Raw genomic sequence first — 20,387 nt, forward strand, 5'->3', positions numbered from 1 at the left:
ATGGCGATGAACCAGATCGACCCGGCGCATGCCGACGATGTTCCCGCGCGCCTGCACCGCGCGCTCGACATTGCGACGCCACTGCTGAAGCAACGTGCGGCGCAAGTGGACGAAGCCGCGTCTTATCCGTACGAGCAGATTCGCTCGCTGCATGAGGCCGGTTTGCTCACTGCGGGATTGTCGAGCGCACGCGGCGGTGCGGACTTCGGCCGCACGACGAGCTTCGCGCATTACTTCGATGCCGTTACCGCGATAGCCCGTGCATGCAGCAACACGGCGCAGTTGTTCACCGTGCAGACGGGCGCGCTGTTCTCGCTCGAACTGCTGGGCGAAGCTACGCTGGTCGATGAAGTGGCGCAGGCGGTGCGCGAGCGAGGCGCGACCTTCTGCTTCACGGCCGCCGAACCGGACGAGCGCTTCACCTATGACAACAAGCGCATCAACATCAAGTCGAGCGCCGAACGTCTCGCCGACGGCCGCTGGCGCGTGAAGGCGGAGAAGGCGTTCGCGACAGGCTCGGTGGGTTGCGGCTTCGCGCTGTTCCAGTGCGCGACGGTGAGCGCGGACCCGAACCGACCGCCCGAGTCCGTGCTGGTGGTGCTGCCACGTGAGCATGAAGCGGTGCGCGTGCTGGATACGTGGGACGGCATCGGTCAGCGTTCGACGGCCAGCGGCAAATTGATTGTCGAAGAAACTATCATTGAGGCGCGGCAGATCGTCGGCAATCCGGCCAGCGTGCCGGCGGCGGCCATCTTCGCGCCGTTCTATCAGCTCGGCTTCGCGGCGATTCTCGCGGGCATCGGCGAAGCGGCGCTCGACGACACGCTGCACTTCATCCATCACGTGCAGAAGCCGACCAACGGTTATGCGCGCGCGGCCGAAGAACCGGCGCTCCAGGCGCATGTCGCGGACGTGCGCATCGCGCTCTCGGCGAGCCGGGCGCTGATTGCCGAGGCGGCGCGCAAGATGGACGCCTTCACGCGCGGCGAAGCGGATATCGCCGATGTCTTCGTTGCCGTCTATCAGGCCAAGGTGCATGCGAGCGGCAGTTCGATCGAAGCGGGATCGCGCCTGTTCCAGATCGGCGGCGCGCGCTCGGCCACTCGCAGCGTGGCGGCGGACCGGCACTGGCGCAATGCGCGCACGCTCTCGCTGCACGATTCCGTCGACAAGCAGAAGGGCATCGTCGCGCGGCATGTGCTGGGCGTCGAGCGCCCCAACGTGTCCACGCGCTGACCAGGAGGCGAACCGTGCTGCTGGCTTTCTTTCTCTCACATTCGGCGTCGCCGCATACGGTCGGGCAATGGCGGCTGCCGCGTTCGTTCCAGGGCTATCGTTATGATCGCGCGCCGTATTGGGAGCATGTCGCGCGCACGGCGGAACGCGGCGGCATCGACACGATCTTCCTGTCCGATTCCTACTCCATCTACGAGACCTATCGCGGCGACAGCGACGACACGCTGCGCTGGGCCGTGCAGTGTCCGCGTCACGATCCGTTGCCGCTGATTTCCATCATGGCGCGCGTGACGCAGCATGTCGGCCTCGTCACGACCTTGAGCACCGCGTTCCTGCCGCCGTACTGGGTCGCGCGCCAGTTCGCGACGCTCGATCATCTGACCGAAGGTCGCGTTGGCTGGAATCTCGTCACGACAGCTGGCGAGCCGGAAGCGCGCCAGTTCGGCCAGGCGCTCGATGAACACGACACGCGTTATCGCCGTGCCGATGAATATCTGCGCCTGTGCCAGACCTTGTGGGACAGCTGGGAGCCGGATGCAATCGTCGCGGATCGTGCGTCGGGCGTGTTCGCGGACCCGTCGAAGGTCGCAAAGATCGACTTCGACGGAGAGTTCTTTTCGAGCCACGGACGCTTCACCGTGCCGCGCTCGCCGCAGGGCAGGCCGCTGATCGCGCAGGCGGGATCGTCGAGTGCGGGTGCGGCCTTCGCGGGCCGTCACGCGGATCTCGTGTTCGGCTTGCGGCATTCGGCGCGCGGCATGCGCGAGTTCGTCGACAAGGTGAAGGGCGCAGCGACGCAAGCCGGACGCCACGCCGATGACGTGCGCATCCTGTGGGGCATCGTGCCGATCGTCGGGCAGACGCGCGAAGAAGCTTTGCAGAAGCAGCAGGCGATTCGCAGCAACGTGACGGTGGAAGCAGGCCTGACGATGCTTTCGGCCTTTCTCAACACGGACCTTTCACGCTTCGATGCGAATGCGCCGTTTCCGGATATCGGCGGGACGAGCGGCATACGCGGACATCTTGCGACCATCACCGAGGACTTCGCGCCGGAAACGCCGCTTGGCGAGATCGCGCGGCATTTCGCGGCGGGTCAGGGGCCGCATGTGGTCGGCACGGCGGCTGAGGTGGCGGATCAGCTGGAGAAGCTGCTGGACGAAGGCGGCGGCGATGGTTTCATCTGCATCACGCATGCGCTGCCGGCCTGCATGGACGAGTTCGTCGATCTCGTGGTGCCCGAGTTGAAGCGGCGCGGTCTGCGTCCGGAGACCTACGAACACGCGACTTTGCGTGAACGCGTGCGCGCGGGATGATGTGGTTGTTGTTGCAATCACGCCGGCACTGCGCCGGCGTAGTTGCATGGATCAGAAGTATGAGAGGTTGGGCAGCGGTGTGTCGTGCGTCGCCTGCCGGCCTATCGCGAGCGCCTTGTAGATCAGCGGATTGTGCGCGGTCACCGTGCGCAATGCGCGCCAGTGCCGGTCGAGCCGCTTGCCAATGCGCGTGCTCGATGCACCACCCACTTCGAATAGTTCCCCGGCGGCACGGATGGCCAGATCATCGATGACGACCTTGGACTTCGCCGTGCTCGCGGCTGCTTGCTCGAAGGCATGCGACGAGACATCGCCGGACGCTGCGCTCGCGAAGCCGCGTTCCAGCCATTGCGTCGCTTCCAGTACGCCGACGCGCGCCAGATGCGCGACGCTTTCGAGCCGTCCGATCACGCTCAGCAACAAGGGATCGTCGCCCGGCACTTCCGCGACCGCGTGATAGAAGTTGCGTTCGCGCGACTTGAGCAGCAGCGCGGCATCCTTGACCACGCGTTGCAGCACGCCCGCCACCACCGCCGAGAGATACAACTGCGCGAACGTCGCCACATAAGGAAGCTTCGTCACGTTCTCGTTGTCGATGATCTCGTCGGGCGTCACGCGCACGTCGGTGTAGGTGGTCGTTCCGCTCGCCGTGAACTGCTGGCCGAAGCCGTCCCAGTCATCCGCGATATGGACGCCCGCGCGTGTCGCCGGCACGACGACCTTGACCGGCTTGCCTTGCGCATTGACGGCATAGACATGGATATGGTCCGCGTACAGATTGCCGGTGCTGTAGAACTTTTGGCCGTTGAGGCGCAGGCCGTCTGCGCCTTGCGTCACGGCGGTTTCGTAGTCGAAGTTGCCGACGTTGCGCTTGCCCAGTTCCGTCGCCGATGAGCCGAACGTCTCGCCGCGAGCGACACGATCGATGAAGGTCTCATAGACCGGCACGCGTGCGCGATCGATCAACAGGCCTTCGACGAAGTTCAGCGGGTTGCGGAACGCATGCGCGACGTTCGGATCGGCGGCAGCCAGATCGATGACGAAGTCGAACAACTGTACGAGCGTGATGCCCGCGCCGCCACGGTCGCGCGGCAAGCGCAAGGCGCCCAGGCGCGCGTCTTTCAGGCGCTGCATCGTCGCCTTGAAGGCGGCGGTGTCGCGGTGCGGAGTGGCTTCCTGTTCGGCAACCCACGGCAGCAATGCGCGCAGGTCGCTCAGTTCGAGTTGGGCTGTAGTCACGGTTTCAAATGAGGTAAAGGAGCTTCAGGCGGTTTCAGCGGCCACGCCGAGCGCGGCCAGCAGACGTTCGCGCAAGGCGGCGAAGGCGGGATCAGTCGGACGTCGGGGACGCGGCAGATCGATCTCGATGTCGCTGCCAATGCGGCCATGCTCCAGCATCACCACACGGTCCGCGAGCAGCAGCGCTTCATCGACGTCATGCGTGACGAGCAGCACCGTCGCGTCGTGCGCCTTCGATACCTGCGCAATGAGCCGCTGCATCTGGATGCGGGTAAGCGCGTCGAGTGCGGCGAAGGGTTCGTCGAGCAGCCAGACTTTCGGATCGCGGACCAGCGCACGCGCGAGCGCGACGCGTTGCGCCTCGCCGCCCGACAGGGTCAGCGGCCACGCATCCAGCCGGTGCGCCACGCCGACTTCCTTCAGCGCCGCGGCAATCACGGCGCGTGCATCGGGTTTGCGCAGACCCAGCGCGAGATTCTGTTCGACCGTCTTCCACGGCACCAGACGCGGTTCCTGGAACACGACGGCGCGCTTGTCGGGTACCTGGACGGTGCCGGCGGGTGCGCTGTCGAGCCGGGCCAGCGTGCGCAGCAAGGTGGACTTGCCGGAACCGGAGCGGCCCAGCAAGGCGACGAAGGCGCCGCGTTCGATGTCGAGATCCAGGCGGTCGAGCACGGTGTGTTCGCCGAAGCGGCGCGTCAATTGACGCACGCGGATCAGAGGTTCGGTTGGAGTGCAGGTCGCCATGACTCAGTCCTTGATGATTGCGGGCCGCCATGCCAGCAGACGCCGTTCGGCGGCGCGCACGAGGGCGTCGGTGAAGAGACCGAGCAGCGCGTAGATCAGCAGGCACGCCATGATGATGTCGGTGCGCATGAAGTTCTGCGCGTTGATCGCGAGATAGCCAATGCCGCTCGACGCATTGATCTGCTCGCCCACCACCAGCGAGAGCCACGCGATGCTGAGCGAATAGCGCAGGCCGACGAGAAACGAAGGCAGCGCGCCCGGCAACACGATATGGACAATCTGTTCGGTGCGCGTGAGGCCGAGCGTGCCGGCCATTTCGATAATCTTCGCATCGGCGCCGCGAATGCCCGAGAACAGATTGAGATACACGGGGATCATGCAGCCGAGCGCGACGAGCGCAATCTTGGGCGTCTCGCCGATGCCGAACCACAGGATGAACAGCGGCACGAGCGCAAGGTGCGGCAGGGTGCGGGCCATTTGCAGGAGCGCATCGACGGCGTCTTCGCCGCGTCGCGAGAGCCCGGCCAGCAGCGCGAGCCCCACGCCGAGCGAGAGTCCGATGGCGAGTCCAGTGCCCGCGCGCGCCAGCGACGCGAGCAGATGCATGCCCAGCTCGCCGCTGGCTCCGAGTTGCCATAGCGTGGCGGCGATCTGCGAAGGCGACGAGAAGCGCCGCTCGCTGACGAAGCCGGTCGTGGCGGCAAGCTCCCATGCCAGAACCAGTACGGTGGGGACCGCGAAGCGCTGCCAGCGAACCCGCGGCCTGCGCCGTGCGGGCGGCGCACGTGGCGCATCGACGGCGATCGTTGGATGAGACATGACGAATCTCCGTGAAGGTTCAGGCGGTGGTGGCGAGCTGTCCGTCGAAGGCCGCGCTGATATTGCCGATCGACTGCTTGATCATCCCGTAGCGATAGAAGCCGTCAGCCGACTGTTGCAGCGCGCGGCGTACGTCTGCGTTGAGCGGCGCGGGCGTCGGCTTGAAGTCGGCGAGCAGGGAGCGCGCGGTGGCGGGATCGAGCTTCGTGTCCTTGACGAGCGCGGCCGCTGCCGCATCGACGTTGGCGAGCGCCCAGCGTTGCGCACGTTCGCTGCGGGCGAGGAAGTCGCGGATCGCATCGCGCTTGTCGCGCGCCGCTTTCTCGTGAACCAGCAGGAAGTTGTTGCCGCTGAAGAGGTTCGGCACATCGCTCAGATTGGCGATCGGATACGCGCCGTTCTGCTGGATGGCGAGCGTGGAGTAGGGCGCCCACGTGAGCCATGCATCGACGGCGCCGGATGCGAACGCCGGCTTCGCTGCGGTGGGATCGAGGAATACGATATTCACGTCGCTGCGCTTGAGGCCCGCTTTCTCCAGCAGGCCGTAAGTCATCAGTTCGGGGCCGCCGCCTGCGTTCACCGCGAGCTTCCTGCCCTTCAGGTCAGCCACGCGCTTGATGCCTGAATCGCGTTGCGCGAGCAGCGGAATGAAGCTCGGCGCGAACGTGATGGCGCTGACCGCGCGAGCCGGGCAGCCGGCGGCGTAGGCGAAGAGAAACACGACATCGCCGGTCTGGCCGACATCGAGCGCGTCGGCATTGAAGGCTTGCAGTTCCTGCTGGCCTGCGGGGAACTTGCTCCATTCGATTTCATACGGCAGGTTTTTGGCCTCGCCGGAGGCTTCGAGAAACGCCTTCCAGCCGATGGAGTTCATGTCGCCCACGCGCAGCACCGTCGCGGCGCGCGCCGGTCCGCCGATCATGAAGCCCGCCGCGGCGGCGAGGCCGCCCGCCATGAGCTTGCGACGGTTGCGTGATGCAGGTCGATCGGGTCTGAATGTCATGCTGTCGTCGCTCAATGTTCATAGCCAGGGTTGTGTCGATCGACGAGCCGCTTGAGAGCCTCGAAATGTTCGACGTGATAGGGACGTCCGGACCACGCCGCGCCTTCGCGCGCGTGCTCGGTGTATTGACGATGCACCCGGTCCTGCTGCTCCTGTGACAGCAGCCGCAGCGGCTTGCCGGTGGAATACGCGAGGATCTGGAAGCGCGCCGCGCGTTCGAGCAGATACAGCCGGTCATAGGCTTGCGAGACGCTGCGACCGGTGACGATCACGCCGTGATTCGCGAGGAACAGAATGCTCTTGTCGCCCAGCCGCCGTGCGAGACGCCGGCCTTCGCCGATGTCGTAGGCGAGGCCGTTGTATTCGTCGTCGTAGGCGATATGGCGCAGCAACAGCAACTCCGCCTGACCGATGGGCAGCAGACGCTGATCGGCCAGACGCGTGAGCGCGGTCGTGTAGGGCATGTGGGTGTGCAGCACGGCGGCGTGGCGTACGGGATCGGCCTGATGAATCGGCAGATGAATGCACAACGCGGACTGCTCGACCACGCCTTCGCCCGCGATGCGCTGCGCATCGTAGTCGAGCGTCAGGAAGTCGCTTGCCTTGATCTCGGACCAGTGACGTCCGAACGGCGCGACCAGAAAGCGTCCGCGCGGATCGGGCAGCGACAGCGAGAAATGATTGGCAATGCCTTCGTGCAAGTCCTGCATCACCGCGATGCGATGCGCCGCGGCCAGATCGATGCGGCCAGTGCGTTCGACCTCGGCAAGGTCTGCTTCAGCCATGCGTGTGAACTCCCTGCAGTGACGGATCGTGCAGCCGCAGGCGCGGTGAAAGTGGCGCGCGGCACTGGCACGACCATAAGTCAGCCGAAGCAGCGTTCAAACGAATGGATTGTTCGATCTATATCAGGGCGTGCGCGTCGAGCTTATGACGCGAGGATCGAAGAGGCAGGCGAGGGGAGAGGCGCGGGCGTGACGTGATCGTCATACCCGCGCTGTGCTGCCTTACTGGTTTTCAGCGCGCGTCGGTTGGGCCGACGCGTGGATCGCCTTGCGTTCCTTCGCGACCTGCTCCACCGACACCGCCGGTGCATGATTGCCCCAGCTCGTGCGCACGAAGGTCAGCACGTCGGCGATATCGCGATCGGTGAGGCGTTCGGCGAATCCGGGCATCGCGTAATGCGTCGGGGCTGCCTTGGTCCACGGCATGGCGCCGCCCTGAAGCACGATATGAATCAGCGAAGCGGGATCGTCGGAGTTGACGACGGTCGAGAGCGCGAGCGTCGGGAACGTCGCGTCATAACCGCTGCCGCTCGTGCGATGGCACGCCGCGCAGTTGTCGACGAAGGTCATTGCGCCATTGCCGCGATCCGTGCCCGCACGCAACGCATGCGCTGCATCGGCGTTCGCGGTCAGCGGCTGCGACGAGGCATCCACGGGCGCGAGCGTCTTCAGGTACGCGGCGATCGCGCCGAGATCGGCATCGCTCATGTGCTGCGTGCTGTTCTCGACCACTTCAGCCATGCCGCCGAACGCCGCCGTATGGGCGGTGCGTCCGCTCTTCAGGAACGCGACGATATCTGCATCGCTCCAGCTTCCGAGACCGTCCTTTTTGTCGCCGCGCAGGTTCTTCGCGAGATAGCCGTCGATCACGCCGCCCGACAGGAAGGTGTGGCCGTCATCGGTGAGCGCCTTCTCCTGCAGGCCGACGCCGCGCGGCGTATGGCATGCGCTGCAATGCGCGAGACCTTCGACGAGATAGCGTCCGCGCGCCACCGGATCGGCGGGCAACGGTGTATCGTCGGCGATTGCGTCCGGCGCGAAGGCCATGCGCCAGAAGCGCAGCGGCCAGCGCATCGACAGCGGCCAGACGATGCCCTCTGCGCGGTTCGCCTGATTCACCGGTTGCACGCCTTGCATGAAGTACGCGTAGAGCGCCTTCACGTCCGAGGGCTTGACCTTCGCGTAGGAGACGTAGGGCATCGCCGGATAGAGCGACGAACCGTTCTTCGCGATGCCATGACGCACGGCGTTGTCGAAGTCCTCGACCGAATAGTCACCGATGCCGGTTTGCTTGTCGGGCGTGATGTTGGTCGAGTAGATGCGGCCGATTGGCGAATCGATGCCGAGCCCGCCCGCGAACGGCTTTCCGCCCTTGGCCGTGTGACAGGCCACGCAGTCTGCTGCCGCCGCGAGATAGCGGCCTTTCTCGATCAGTGCGCGGTCGGCGTCGCTCGCTGCTTGCGCCTGCGGCTGCGCGACCTTCGTTTCGACGCGCGGCGCGGAAGCCGGTTGCTGCGCGAACGCGAGCGCGGCCCACGCGGCGCCCGCGACGATTGCCGACGACACTGCGGTCATCGTGAGTTGTTTCTTCGTCATCGCCGTGTCCTCAAGCCTGAACCAGCGGAGCGCCAGGGTTCTTCAGGTATTGCTCGCGGATCGCCTTCGCCGAGTGATAGGCGAGTGCGGCCACGATGCCCGTCGGGTTGTAGCCCATGTTCTGCGGGAACGCGGAGGCGCCCATCACGAACACGTTCGGCACGTCCCAGCTTTGCAGGTACTTGTTGACGACGCTCGTTTCCGGCGACGACCCCATCACCGCGCCGCCCGTCGTGTGCGTGGACTGATAGACGCGGGTGTCGTAGTGCTGTCCCTTCTTGCGGATCGCGCGGAAGTACTTCTCCGGATTCATCGCCTTCGCCACGTCTTCCATGCGCGTGCCGATGTAGTCGAGCATCGCGTATTCGTTGTCGTGCCAGTCGAAAGTCATGCGCAGCAGCGGCTGGCCGTACTTGTCGCGGTAGGTCGGATCGAGATCGAGACAGGCATCGCGATACGGCATTACCGAGCCCGAGATGCCGATGGTCATGTGGCGCTGATAGGCATCGGTGACGCCCGCTTTCCAGCCGCTGCCCCAGCTCGGCGTGCCCGGAATGGTGGGCGTCTGCTTGATCGGACGTCCGCCGTAACGGATATGCCGCACACTCGCGCCGCCGACGAAGCCGAGCGGGCCGTGATCGAACTGATCGCCGTTCAGGTCGTCCATGCCGACGCCGCCCGCGCCCGTGCCGATGAACGGATTGAGCTGCGTGCCCTTGGGCAGCATCACGTTGATGGCGCCATTCATCTGATACGCGTAGTTGCGGCCGACGGTGCCCGTGCCGGTGCGCGGATCGTACGGCTTGCCGATGCCCGACAACAGCAGCAGACGCACGTTGTGCATCTGGAACGCCGCGATGATGACGAGGTCGGCGGGCTGTTCGACTTCACGGCCTTGCGCGTCGATGTACTGCACGCCCGTCGCGGTCTTGCCGTCCGGTGCGAGCAGCACCTTGGTGACGTGCGAGCGCGTGCGCAGTTCGAAGTTGGGCTTCTTGAGCAGCACCGGCAGGATGGTGGTCTGCGGCGAGGCCTTCGAATACATGTAGCAGCCGAAGTCTTCGCAGAAGCCGCAGAAGTTGCACGGCCCGAGGCGCACGCCATAGGGGTTCGTGTACGGCTGCGAGGTGTTCGCGGCGGGCGCCGGGTACGGATGGAAGCCCACTTCGCGCGCGGCCTTTTCGAACAACTGCGCGCCGAGGCTGTTCTTCAGCGGCGGCGTGGGGAATTCGGAGGTGCGTTTGCCTTCGAGGGCATTGCCGCCGGCCTGGATCTGGCCATTGAGATTGCCTGCCTTGCCGGACGTGCCGAAGACCTTCTCGGCGAAGTCGAAGAACGGCTCCATCTCGTCGTAGGTCACGCCGAAGTCCTGCACCTGCATGCCTTCGGGGATGAACTTCTTGCCGTAGCGCTCTTCATAGCGCGTGCGCAGTTGCAGCTCTTCCGGAAGCATGCGGTAGTGCATGCCGTTCCAGTGGAAGCCTGCGCCGCCGACGCCATTGCCCAGCAGGAACGAACCGTTCTGGCGATACGGCGTGGCGAGATCGTCGACGCCATGACGGATCGTCACGGTTTCGCCCGAGAGGTCCTGGAACAGTTCGCCGCGCACGGCGTACTTGAGCTCGTCGATGACCTTCGGATAGTTGGCGTCCGTCGGCGTATCGCGCATTGCACCGCGTTCGAGTGCGACGACGTTGAGACCTTCATCGGTCAGTTCCTGGCCGAGAATTGCGCCGGTCCAGCCGAACCCGACGATCACGCAATCGACCTTGTCTTTCTTGATTGCCACCTGCTTACCCCCGCCTGCCGTCGATCGATACCGGGCCGTACGGATACTTCACGCCCGGCTGATCGATCCAGTCCATGAAATCCGCCCGGGCACCCGGGAAGCCGATCATCTTCCAGCCCACCATGTCCTTGTTGCCGCCGTAGATCGGATCGGCCAGGAAGCCTTCCTTGGTGTTGCCGAGGAGGTAGGAGAAGAAGGTGCGCGCGGGCACGACGTCGAATTCGATCTTCGCGTGCTCCATCTCGCCGAGGACCGTTTCCTGGGTCTTGTGATCGAGTTGCGCGAAGGTCTTGCCGCCGTACTGCTTGATGCAGTGGTCATCGCAGGACTTGATGCCGTGGCGGTAGAGGTCGCGCGGCGCGAGGTTCATCTGGTAGCCCATCTCGGGCGGCTGATCCGGATGGAACGGGCCCTGCATATACCACAGCTTGCCGTGGCCATAGGGCGTTTCCATCTGCCGGTCGATGTACTCGTGCACATTGGCTGCGAGCGCGCCGGGCCCGTGATCGTCAGCGGGGATCAGGCGATCGATGGCGGCCTGGATGAAGGCCCATTCGGCATCGGTGAAATAGGTGGGGGCGTAGGCCTTGGCGCTCGCGGCGGGCGTGGCGGGCGGCGTGGTGTTGCTGCTGCAGGCGCTCTGCGTGAGCGCCGCGCCCGGGACCACGGTGGCCGCGGGCACGATGGCCAGCACCTGCCGCAGAAAGCGACGGCGCGGCTCTTTGTCGTTCGACATGCTCTATCTCGTCTTGGTCGTCTGTGGGGGATGCGTGTGGGGTCAGCCGCTTCTTTGGCGGAAGCGACTCCACGTCAGGGCGGAGCGGGGACGCGCCCGGTTTCGCGAAGTGTCGTGGACGACTGTTTTGGCTTCGCGGTTTGGCGGGCGGACTGGAATGTGTGTAGCAGGAGCGAACGGTTCTTTGATGCCTTGTTGCCTTGTTGCTTTCCCCGATCCGGCGTTCGCTTCTTTGGCGCGAAGTTTAGACAGGTCGGATGAATAAATAAACTATATGAAGCTATCTTGTGGAAGATAGGTTTTGTTATTTTCAATGGCGTATCCGTCGCAGAGGGCGGCAGATGCGGGTTTGAAGCCTGGGTTCACTGCAGACGCGGGTCCTCGGACTGAGGAGCAGGTTGGCCCGGCCACGTCACCGGAATGTTCCGCTCCTTCAGAAGCTCAGCAACGCCCGGCCAGGACTTCGGAATGGATGGCGGTAGGGAGCCGGGGTTGCCGTTCGGCGGAAGAGTGGTCGTGGCTACCGGCCCAGCGCTGGTGCGCGATGCGGGCAGCAAGATCGCGGAGATCGTGGGTTCGGTGCAGCGCGTGACGGGCGTGGTGAGCGAGATATCGTCGGCATCAGAAGAGCAACGGACTGGCATCGAACAAGCCAATATGGCCGTCACGCAGATGGACGAAGTCACGCAGCAGAACGCGGCGCTCGTCGAACAGGCGTCGGCGGCGGCCCAGGCGCTGGCTGAACAGGCGGGGGCCTTGCGCGATGCAGTCGCGGTCTTCAGGCTGCACCGTGATTCTGTCTCGGCTGCGTAAGCGGCAGGCGATTTTCGACGTTCACGAGCGGCCGACAGGAAACCTGCAGGCATCGACCGTGTTTGGCAGGCGTCAGTTAGCGCGAAGTCCACGGTCGAGCTTTCGGGACGTGGTTGCATCCGCGTGCCTGTTTCGCGAAAGCGTGATGAATGGGGATCTCGCGGCCGCCGATACGAATGAGGGCTTTCGACCCCGAGCCGCCGCTCGCGCTCCAGCGGCCTGAACGACCGGTATTGAGAAATGAACGCCCCTCATTCCGTCGCGCAAGCCGGTCAAAGTTCTACGGCTTTCTACCTTGTTCGTCGCGCGCGCTCGTCACGACAATCAACACTTCGGCGTCGCTGCCGAGGCTGTGAATGCGATGCCTGACCAAGCCCGGAAACTGGGCGAAGTCACCCTGGCGCAAGATGACGGACTGATCCGCCAGTTCGATCTCAATCGCGCCCGAGAGTACGAAAAAAATCTCGTCGCCCGAATGGAACGCGGCTTCCTTCAAGTCGGCGTCTGACGAAAATCGCACGAGCAACGCCGTTGGACCGTCGCCGTCATCACTGCCGTGAGCGCGGCTAAGCGGCGCGAAATCGTAGCCGGCGCCACCCTCACGGCTGAAATTCCTGTCGCCCGTCCGCACCACGTGCACCACGCCTTGGTCTGTCTTTTCGCCGAGCAGCGTTGCCGCTGACGTGGAAAGCGCCTGCGCCACCCGCATCAGCGCAGACACCGACACGCTCTTTTCGCCGCGCTCGAAACGCGACAGATGCCCCTTGCTGATCCCTGTGCGGCTCGCGAGTTCATCAAGGGTGAGACCGCGCCGCTGCCTGAGCGCGCGCGTCAGTTCGCCAGGGTGTTGGACCTCGGAGCCAGATGCGCGCTCCGCGGGCCGTACGGCCGCGCGCCCGCGCGATTTTGCAGTCAACAAACGTTGTCTCACCGATAAACGAGGGGCCCTGTCATGCCGCCCGAGAGCGTCTTTCGAATTTATTTTGACAGGGATTTCAACGGCGATTCTAAACGAATAGACTGGCAGCACCGTGGACAACTCTGTTGTCTACCGGGCAAACCTCAGGCAAACTTCGGGCAAAAAAGGCAGCACGACGCGACAGGGAGAGGCGATGGACACGGTTGAACAGAATGCGGCAAGTCCCGCGCGGGCCAGTGCGCCGGCGGATCGGCGGATGGTGCGGGTGGCAGCGGCCTCGATGGCGGGCACGGCCATCGAAGCGTTCGATTTTCTGGCCTACGGCACGGCCGCGGCACTCGTCTTCAACAAGCTGTTCTTTCCAAGTCTGGATCCGGCGACCGGCACGCTCGCCGCATTCGGCGCGTTCGCGGCGGGTCTCTTTGCACGGCCGCTCGGCGGCATCATCTTCGGTCATTTCGGCGACAAGATTGGCCGCAAATCCATACTGATCTGGAGTCTGGTGTTGATGGGCATCTGCACGACGCTCATCGGCCTGCTGCCCACCTACGAGTCCATCGGCATCTGGGCGGCGGTCCTGCTCGTGCTGCTGCGGATCGGCCAGGGCGTGTCGTTCGGCGGCGAACTGGGCGGCGCCGTGCTGATGGCCGTCGAGCACGCGCCGGCGGGCGCGAAGTCGTTCTATGGCAGCCTGCCGCAAGCCGGCGCGCCGATCGGCATCCTGCTGTCCACTGGCGCCTTCGCGCTGGTGAACATGCTGCCCAACGCGAGCTTCATGGCATGGGGCTGGCGCATCCCGTTTCTTGCGAGCGCCGCGCTCATCGCGATCGGCGTGTTCATTCGCATGAAGGTGGAAGAGACGCCCGATTTCAAGGCCGTCAAGACCCAGCACAAGGTGGCGTCGATTCCCGCCCGCGACGTGCTCGTCTCGCACATGCGGCCGCTGTTGCTGGCGATCGGCGGCAAGCTCGCGGAAGTGACGCTGGTGTACACGATCATCGTGTTCTCGATTTCCTATGCCACCGGCAATCTCGGCTTTACCCGCGCCAACGCACTGAATGCCGTGCTGCTCGGCTCGCTCGTGCAGATCTTCACCATTCCGCTGTTCGGCTGGCTGGGCGACAGGATCGGCGCGCGGCGGCTGTATATCATCGGCACGCTGTTGCTCGCCGTGATGGCCGTGCCGCTCTTCCACGCAATGGGCACCGGCTCGCTCACGCTCTATACGCTCGCGGCCATTACGGCGCTCGCGCTGAACTACGCGATCATCTTCGGACCGCAATCGAGCCTGTATGCCGCGCAGTTTCCGCCCGAGTTGCGCTACTCCGGCATTTCGATGGGCATTCAGGTTGCCGCTGCACTCGGCGGCGGCCTCGCGCCGCTGATCGCCGCCTCGCTCGTCAAGCATCTGGGCGGTATCGGCTCGGTCGGCATCTACCTGAGCGCGCTGGGACTGATCGGCGCGCTGAGTGCCTGGCTGATGAAACCCACCTCTTCCGACTAACCCGAATGCCACTCCGGAATCCATCGCGATGATGACACTCTACGACCATCCGCTGTCCGGCAACTGCCACAAGGTCCGGATGCTGCTTGCCATGACCGGTCTACCGTATCGCAGCGAATTCGTCGACGTGCCGAACGAAGCGCATCATGCGCCGTGGTTCGGCGACATCAACCCGTTACGGCAGATTCCCGCACTGGACGATGACGGCTACCTCGTCTGCGACAGCCAGTCGATCCTTACCTATCTCGCGCACCGTCACGCGCCGCAATGGCTCGGCGATACGTCTCGAACCCATGCGCGCGTCGCGCAATGGCTGTCGTTCGCGGCGAATGAAATCGGCAACAGCCTGCAACCGGCGCGGCTGTACTACCTGCTCGGCGAGAAGGTGGATATCGAAGCGGTGAGCGCGAAGGGCAAGCGCGTGCTGGGCGTGCTCGATGCCTATCTCGCGCAGCACGCATGGCTGGCGGCCGATCGGCCCACGATCGCGGACCTCGCGTGCATGCCGTATGTCGGCCTGTCGCGCGAAGGCCGATTGCCGCTCGATGATTATCCGAACGCGACCGCCTGGATCGAGCGCATCACCGCGCTGCCCGGTTATGTCACGATGAAAGGCTTGCCGCAGCCGGCAGGCCAGCGGGCGAACTGACCAGACGAATCCGCGTATGCTCGATCAGAGCCACGCGAATCCCTGTTGGAGACTGATGATGTTGACTGAAGCAAAGCAGGCAGTGACCGAACACGCCGTCAGCGAGATGGCCGCGCGGCTGGACACGGGCAACTGGACCGAGCGCGAGAAAGTGGTGCTGACGTGCCGGATGCTGGCGATGGAAAATCACTCGGAGACGCTGGCCGGACAGATCACCGTGCGCCGCGACGACGGCACCTATCTGACCACGCCGCTCGCGGTGGCGTTCGATGAAGTCGAACCGCGCCATGTCATGCATATCGACGAATCGCTGCGCGTGATCGAAGGCGTCGGCATGCCGAATCCGGCGGTGCGGTTTCATATGTGGGTGTATCGGCGCCGGCCGGATGTAAAAAGTATCGTTCACACGCATCCGCCCTATGTCTCCACGCTGTCGATGACCGGCCGCCCGTTGCGTGTCGCGCACATGGACGCCACGCCCTTCTTCGACGATTGCGCGTTCCTCAAGGAATGGCCGGGCTTACCGATCGCGGACGATGAAGGCGAGATCATTTCGTCGGCGCTTGGCAGCCGCCGGTCGATCCTGCTCGCGCATCACGGCTTTCTGGCGGCGACGTCGTCGATCGAGGAGACCGCCTATCTCTCGCTGCTGATCGAGCGTGCCGCGCGCAACCAGATTCGCGCGGAAACACTTGGACCGATTGCGGAACTGAACCCGGTACTGGCGAAGGAATCGCATGATTTCCTGTTGCAGCCGAACGTGGTCAAGGCGAGTTTCGCGATGTTCGCGCGGCGGGTTCTGCGTCAGGATGTCGACGCACTGAAGGCGCGCTGACCCCTGGACGATACGCATGGCGCTTTGCACTTCGCGCCAAAGCTCGATACTCGGCCCCTTCGTATGACTCTTACGTAGGGTGACCGGCCGCTCGAATGACCGTGTCGGAGCGTTGCCAAACGGCCGGAGCTGGCCGGAACCCGCCACTCCGTGAACCCGGTAAATACGCACACGACGCTATCACACACCCCAAGCCACGGCATCACGCGGCATGCATGCCAACTCAAGAGCCTCTACAGCCCGACGCGCCAGATCGAGCGACGAGCGCGCCACCGCCGACCTGAAAGTCCATCTCCGCCACGCCCTCAAAACCGCATGACCATCCCCACCCCCACGACCATCAACGCCGTCCCAATCGCTCGCATCCACCCCAACGGATGCTCCGCGACCCCAATCAACCCAAAGTGATCGATCGCAACCGAAGCCACGAGGTTCGCGCAGATCGTCAACCCGTTGAGCGTCCCGACACCGACCTTCTGCACCAACGTCAGTCCAGCAAACACCGCGACCGCCCCCACGATCCCACCGAGCGGTGCCCACCATTTCATGCTGCGCAGGTCATCCAGCGTGGGCAATGGCACCGGCTGAATCCAGAACATGGCAATAGCCAGAAACGTCACAAGCAGAAACGACACACTCGACGCAAGCCACGGATTGACCAACGCGCCTTTGAGTTGCCCGTTGATCGGAGCGCCTGCAGCCTGAAGAATGCCGCCAAGGATGATGAAGGGATAAATCCATGCGCTGCTCATGTTTCATGTCTCCGTAGGCAAGGCAACGATCAATGTGCAAACAAGAGCCGACATCCAAGCGCCAGAACAAGCGCCGGAACCATGACAGCAAACCCAACCTTCAGGAACTGCATGAAGCTCACTTCCTCGCCTTCGCGTCGAATCGACGACAGCCAGAGAATTGTCGCGAGCGAGCCGGTGATCGAAAGATTCGGTCCAAGATCGACGCCGATCAGCAGCGCATCGATGACGCGTTCCGGGCTGTGCGCCTGCAAGGCCGTCGCGCTCGCGATGAGTCCGGCGGGCAGGTTATTGATCGCGTTGCTGCCGAACGCGATGACAAGCCCCGATACCGCCGCGGCCATCGGCTGATTCTGCTGGCTTGCCTGTCGCAGTAGCGCCGAGAGTTCGCGTATGACGCCCGTATGATCGAGCACCTCGACCAATACGAAAAGCCCCGCGACGAGCGGCAATACGCTCCACGATATGTCGCTGACAAGTTCCACAGGTGACTGGCGTTCCTTGATCAACACGATCATCGTCGTGAGAATGCCGAGTACCGCAGTAGGCAGCCCGAGTTGCAGATCGAATGCCGAGACGACCAGCAGCGCAACCGCCGTCACACCCATGCTCGCCAGCGTGAGTTTGCCGTTCGTGCTGAGCGGTTCAACCGGCAGATCACGCGCGCACGAACCACTCAGATTCGCGCGCTGTGTCCACCGCAACATCACGAACGTAACGATGATCGACAACGCCGATGGCAACGCAAATCGCGCAACCCATAAACCAAGCGCCGGCGTGTGATTCGCATAAAGCACGAGGTTCGCGGGGTTGGATATCGGCAGGACGAAGCTCGCCGCATTCGCGATGAACGCGCATACGTACAGCAAGGGAAGCGGTTTCGTATTCGCCTTCTTTGCAGCCGCGAACACTGCAGGCGTGAGAACGACGGCCGCCGCGTCGTTCGACAGAAAGGTCGTCACCACCACGCCCACGAGATAGACCAGCAAGAACAGCTTGCGCGGCGATCCCTTTGCGTAATTGACGGCATGCACCGCCACCCAGTCGAACAAGCCTTCACGGCGTCCGAGTTCCGACAGCAGCATCATGCCGATGAGAAACAGATAAACGTCCGTACCCTTGCCGATCGCCTGCCAGGCAAGCTGCGCGGGAATCAGCCCGAGCACGACGAGCATGATCGCGCCGGCCACGGCCCAGACTGCTTCGGGCCAGCGGAACGGCCGCAGGATCACACCGGCAGTCGCGGCGAACGCGATGCCCCATGAAAGAAAAATCGGGTTCATGTGGTCAGAGGGGCGTCGTGTGTATCGTCGCGGACAAGGCCGCAGGCTTTTTTCAATGTCGTGCCGAAGAGGAGCCACAGCGCGAGCGACCCCGTCGATATAGCGCCAAGCACGAGAAAGGCGCTCGCATAGCCGAAGTGTTGAGCCAGCACGCCGCCCAGCGCAGGACTCAGCGCCGCGCCCGCGCCTTGCACCGTCATGACCACGCCCTGACCGACATTCACCCGCCCCGTGCCTTGCAGCAGCCGCACCACCAGCGCGGGCACCGCGACGCTCTGCAAGCCCGCGCCGATGCCGTCGAGCGCCTGAACCGGCCACACGCCCCAGGCGGTGATGAACATCGCGGCGACCAAGCCGCGCAACGGCAGCGCGAGGAACGTGATCAGGATCACGCCCCAGTAGCCGATTCGCTGAATCAGTCGGTTCGCGAAACAGGCCGCGACGACCATCACGAGTTGCGCGACGACGATCGTCTGCGCGGTGAAGGCGCTCGGATCGCCCTGATGCGCCGCGACGACCGCGAGGCCATAGAGCGGCAGCATCGCTGCATTGCCGAGATGGAACATCGCAAGCGACGCGGCGAGCAGCAGCAAGGGCCGGCACGTCAGCAGGACGCGAAAGCCGCTCGCATGCTCATGCTCAGGATTCGACGCTCCCAAGCCGCCGAGCCCCCGCGCGCTGTCGTGATCGATTGCATCGCGCCGGATGAGCAGCGTCGAGATGACCATCAGCACGGCAAACACACCGGCCAGTCCGAACACCGCGCCGAATCCATAACGCCATCCAAGCCAGCCCGACAGCGCCGCGCCGACCACGTTGCCCGCGTGATTCGCCACCTGGTTGCGGCCGAACTGCCGGTCGAAACCCTTCTCGCGCACGATTCCCAGCGTCACGCCGGCTACGGCCGGCCCGAGCGCGGCGCCTGTGACCGCAGTGAAGATCTGCGACGCCGCCACCATCCAGTAACCATGCGATACCCACAGCACGAGCGAGGCAAGCGTCGTCATCACGCCCGCGACAACAATGATGCCGCGCTTGTGATGCGTGGCATCGACCAGCGCACCCGCCGGAGAAGTCGCGAGCATGCCTGCGATACCGCCCAGCGTCATGACCGTGCCGATCGCCTCGGGAAGCCAGCCATGCGCCTGAAGAAAGACGCCCAGGAACGGCCCGATGCCCGCCTGCACATCGGCCATGAAGAAATTCAGTCCTTCGAGCGCGTACAGTGGATTCATGGCTCACCAATGGCGTCCGTTCTTGTTGGGCCCGAGCTGCGAGCCGACGATGCCGTGCTCCGGCCAGGGTTCGACGGCGTGCGCATCGGTGCCGAGCGCCGAGTGATGCTTGAGATGCCTGTCCGCGCGACCCGTCGCCGGAAGTGCGATGGAGTCTTCGCCGCTGCGTCCGTCGGCCGTGCGCGCCGTCACCGTCAAAGGCAGGCGATAGCTCGCGGTGACAGCAGGCAGGTGCGCCTGCCAGATCCCAACTTCGCCGGCGCGTGGAGCAAACTCGATGGGAATGCCTTCGAGACTGCCGGTGACGGACACGATCTCGTCATCGGACACCAGCACGCGCACACAATGCTCGTCGGTCGGGCGCGGCACCGAGCGGCTGCGATGCAACCGCCAGTCGGATGGACGCGTAATCATGACGAACGGCCACGCGGCATCCAGCGGTTGAAACTTCCAGCTCACCACACCGCCATCGACTGCCGCCACCGAAAACCCCGGGCGACCTGCGTCTTCCTCGATCTGCCCGGTGGAACGGGTCGCGGCATAGACCACCCAGCCGTCGTTGAGCAGCTCGTTGTAGTGCGTGTGGCCGGTGTCGACCATGGCCACGTTGGCGCGTGCGAACGCGTACGCCAGTGCGTGCCCGTCGGCGATGTCGCCGGGATAGGCGTGCATGAAGACGACGGGCGGTTCGAGGTCCTGCGCGGACGACGCAAGTTCTGCTTCGAGCCACCGATAGTCCGCACCCGACAGCCTGAAGTCCGGACCGCCGCGCCCCGCCGAGATGACATCGAGGAAGATGCACCGGTGGCCGTTCACGAGGCGCGACATCGGCAGGGGCGCATTGGCGAAGGCGTTGAACGCGTCGAGGTGGCCGGGCTCGTAGTCGTGATCGCCGGGAATGGCATGGAGCGGCGGCTTCAGCTTCGACACCTCAGCGAAGATGCGATGAAACTGCTCAGGCGTTCCGTTGTTGGCGTTGTCGCCCGGCAGGAAGGCGAAGTCGACACGGTCGGCCAGATGGCGATTGACCTGCTCGATCATCGCCTTCAGATGGTCGAGGCTTTCGTAGCGGTCGTCGTTCGACGCATGAAGGTCGCCGAAATGCACCCAGCTCAACATCGCACACGCTCCTTG

The 20,387-nt window shown here is 64.3% G+C and carries 18 protein-coding genes and 1 pseudogene; 6 read left to right on the top strand and 13 right to left on the bottom strand.

From position 1 onward, the window contains the following. Nucleotides 1–6 precede the first annotated feature (6 nt). Together QCE64_RS15005 and QCE64_RS15010 are read left to right on the top strand one after the other, a co-directional pair. The gene (locus QCE64_RS15005; protein ID WP_310004577.1) at nucleotides 7–1,236 is read left to right on the top strand and encodes an acyl-CoA dehydrogenase family protein; all 1,230 of its coding nucleotides are present in this window, start codon (nucleotides 7–9) and stop codon (nucleotides 1,234–1,236) included. Between the two features lie 14 nt (nucleotides 1,237–1,250). Next, nucleotides 1,251–2,549 carry an NtaA/DmoA family FMN-dependent monooxygenase gene (locus tag QCE64_RS15010; protein WP_310004578.1) on the top strand — a complete coding sequence of 433 codons (1,299 nt, stop codon included), beginning with the start codon at nucleotides 1,251–1,253 and terminating at the stop codon, nucleotides 2,547–2,549. Nucleotides 2,550–2,600: 51 nt separating this feature from the next. On the opposite strand, the gene QCE64_RS15015 is transcribed toward QCE64_RS15010, so the two are convergent. The 8 genes from QCE64_RS15015 to QCE64_RS15050 form a co-directional block, all read right to left on the bottom strand. After that, entirely contained in the window at nucleotides 2,601–3,788 is a 1,188-nt protein-coding gene (locus tag QCE64_RS15015) for an acyl-CoA dehydrogenase (RefSeq protein WP_309922523.1), read from the bottom strand. 24 nt (nucleotides 3,789–3,812) lie between these two features. Then, complete coding sequence (locus tag QCE64_RS15020; protein WP_310004581.1) at nucleotides 3,813–4,535, bottom strand: ABC transporter ATP-binding protein; 723 nt, start codon at nucleotides 4,533–4,535, stop codon at nucleotides 3,813–3,815. Between the two features lie 3 nt (nucleotides 4,536–4,538). Further along, the gene (locus QCE64_RS15025) at nucleotides 4,539–5,354 is read right to left on the bottom strand and encodes an ABC transporter permease subunit (protein WP_310004583.1); all 816 of its coding nucleotides are present in this window, start codon (nucleotides 5,352–5,354) and stop codon (nucleotides 4,539–4,541) included. Nucleotides 5,355–5,373: 19 nt separating this feature from the next. Further along, entirely contained in the window at nucleotides 5,374–6,357 is a 984-nt protein-coding gene (locus QCE64_RS15030) for an aliphatic sulfonate ABC transporter substrate-binding protein (protein ID WP_310004585.1), read from the bottom strand. Nucleotides 6,358–6,368: 11 nt separating this feature from the next. Continuing rightward, nucleotides 6,369–7,142, bottom strand: a complete 774-nt coding sequence (locus tag QCE64_RS15035; protein ID WP_310004587.1) for a class II aldolase/adducin family protein — start codon at nucleotides 7,140–7,142, stop codon at nucleotides 6,369–6,371. 222 nt (nucleotides 7,143–7,364) lie between these two features. Further along, nucleotides 7,365–8,738 carry a cytochrome c gene (locus QCE64_RS15040; RefSeq protein WP_310004589.1) on the bottom strand — a complete coding sequence of 458 codons (1,374 nt, stop codon included), beginning with the start codon at nucleotides 8,736–8,738 and terminating at the stop codon, nucleotides 7,365–7,367. Between the two features lie 10 nt (nucleotides 8,739–8,748). After that, nucleotides 8,749–10,527, bottom strand: a complete 1,779-nt coding sequence (locus QCE64_RS15045; RefSeq protein ID WP_309922506.1) for a GMC family oxidoreductase — start codon at nucleotides 10,525–10,527, stop codon at nucleotides 8,749–8,751. A 4-nt stretch (nucleotides 10,528–10,531) separates the two neighbouring features. Next, nucleotides 10,532–11,263, bottom strand: coding sequence for a gluconate 2-dehydrogenase subunit 3 family protein (locus QCE64_RS15050; protein WP_309922503.1), 732 nt, complete (start codon nucleotides 11,261–11,263; stop codon nucleotides 10,532–10,534). Between the two features lie 516 nt (nucleotides 11,264–11,779). Here QCE64_RS15050 and QCE64_RS37925 point away from each other — a divergent pair. Continuing rightward, nucleotides 11,780–12,076, top strand: a pseudogene (locus QCE64_RS37925) (methyl-accepting chemotaxis protein); the annotation flags it as partial. A gap of 280 nt (nucleotides 12,077–12,356) precedes the next feature. Here the strand turns inward: QCE64_RS37925 and QCE64_RS15060 are convergent. Further along, nucleotides 12,357–13,106, bottom strand: coding sequence for an XRE family transcriptional regulator (locus QCE64_RS15060; RefSeq protein ID WP_309922500.1), 750 nt, complete (start codon nucleotides 13,104–13,106; stop codon nucleotides 12,357–12,359). 82 nt (nucleotides 13,107–13,188) lie between these two features. On the opposite strand from QCE64_RS15060, the gene QCE64_RS15065 reads away from it, so the two are divergent. Genes QCE64_RS15065 through QCE64_RS15075 form a run of 3 tightly spaced genes read left to right on the top strand, consistent with a single transcriptional unit; the run spans nucleotide 13,189 to nucleotide 15,983 of the window. Continuing rightward, nucleotides 13,189–14,499 carry an MFS transporter gene (locus QCE64_RS15065; RefSeq protein WP_309922497.1) on the top strand — a complete coding sequence of 437 codons (1,311 nt, stop codon included), beginning with the start codon at nucleotides 13,189–13,191 and terminating at the stop codon, nucleotides 14,497–14,499. 28 nt (nucleotides 14,500–14,527) lie between these two features. Continuing rightward, nucleotides 14,528–15,148 (top strand): glutathione S-transferase family protein, encoded by a 621-nt coding sequence (locus QCE64_RS15070; protein ID WP_310004591.1) that lies wholly within the window; start codon nucleotides 14,528–14,530, stop codon nucleotides 15,146–15,148. Nucleotides 15,149–15,206: 58 nt separating this feature from the next. Next, nucleotides 15,207–15,983, top strand: a complete 777-nt coding sequence (locus QCE64_RS15075) for an aldolase (protein ID WP_309922493.1) — start codon at nucleotides 15,207–15,209, stop codon at nucleotides 15,981–15,983. A 305-nt stretch (nucleotides 15,984–16,288) separates the two neighbouring features. On the opposite strand, the gene QCE64_RS15080 is transcribed toward QCE64_RS15075, so the two are convergent. From QCE64_RS15080 to QCE64_RS15095, 4 genes are read right to left on the bottom strand one after another with little or no spacing between them, the layout of a single operon-like run. Further along, the gene (locus QCE64_RS15080) at nucleotides 16,289–16,735 is read right to left on the bottom strand and encodes a DMT family transporter (RefSeq protein WP_310004593.1); all 447 of its coding nucleotides are present in this window, start codon (nucleotides 16,733–16,735) and stop codon (nucleotides 16,289–16,291) included. Between the two features lie 29 nt (nucleotides 16,736–16,764). After that, nucleotides 16,765–18,018 carry an arsenic transporter gene (locus QCE64_RS15085; RefSeq protein WP_310004595.1) on the bottom strand — a complete coding sequence of 418 codons (1,254 nt, stop codon included), beginning with the start codon at nucleotides 18,016–18,018 and terminating at the stop codon, nucleotides 16,765–16,767. Continuing rightward, nucleotides 18,015–19,253 carry an MFS transporter gene (locus QCE64_RS15090; protein WP_309922482.1) on the bottom strand — a complete coding sequence of 413 codons (1,239 nt, stop codon included), beginning with the start codon at nucleotides 19,251–19,253 and terminating at the stop codon, nucleotides 18,015–18,017. The genes QCE64_RS15085 and QCE64_RS15090 overlap by 4 nt, the downstream gene beginning before the upstream one ends. 3 nt (nucleotides 19,254–19,256) lie before the next feature. Further along, complete coding sequence (locus QCE64_RS15095; RefSeq protein WP_309932644.1) at nucleotides 19,257–20,372, bottom strand: metallophosphoesterase; 1,116 nt, start codon at nucleotides 20,370–20,372, stop codon at nucleotides 19,257–19,259. Nucleotides 20,373–20,387 lie beyond the last annotated feature (15 nt).

Origin of the sequence: Caballeronia sp. LZ043 (assembly GCF_031451075.1) — a bacterium.
Taxonomy (GTDB): domain Bacteria; phylum Pseudomonadota; class Gammaproteobacteria; order Burkholderiales; family Burkholderiaceae; genus Caballeronia.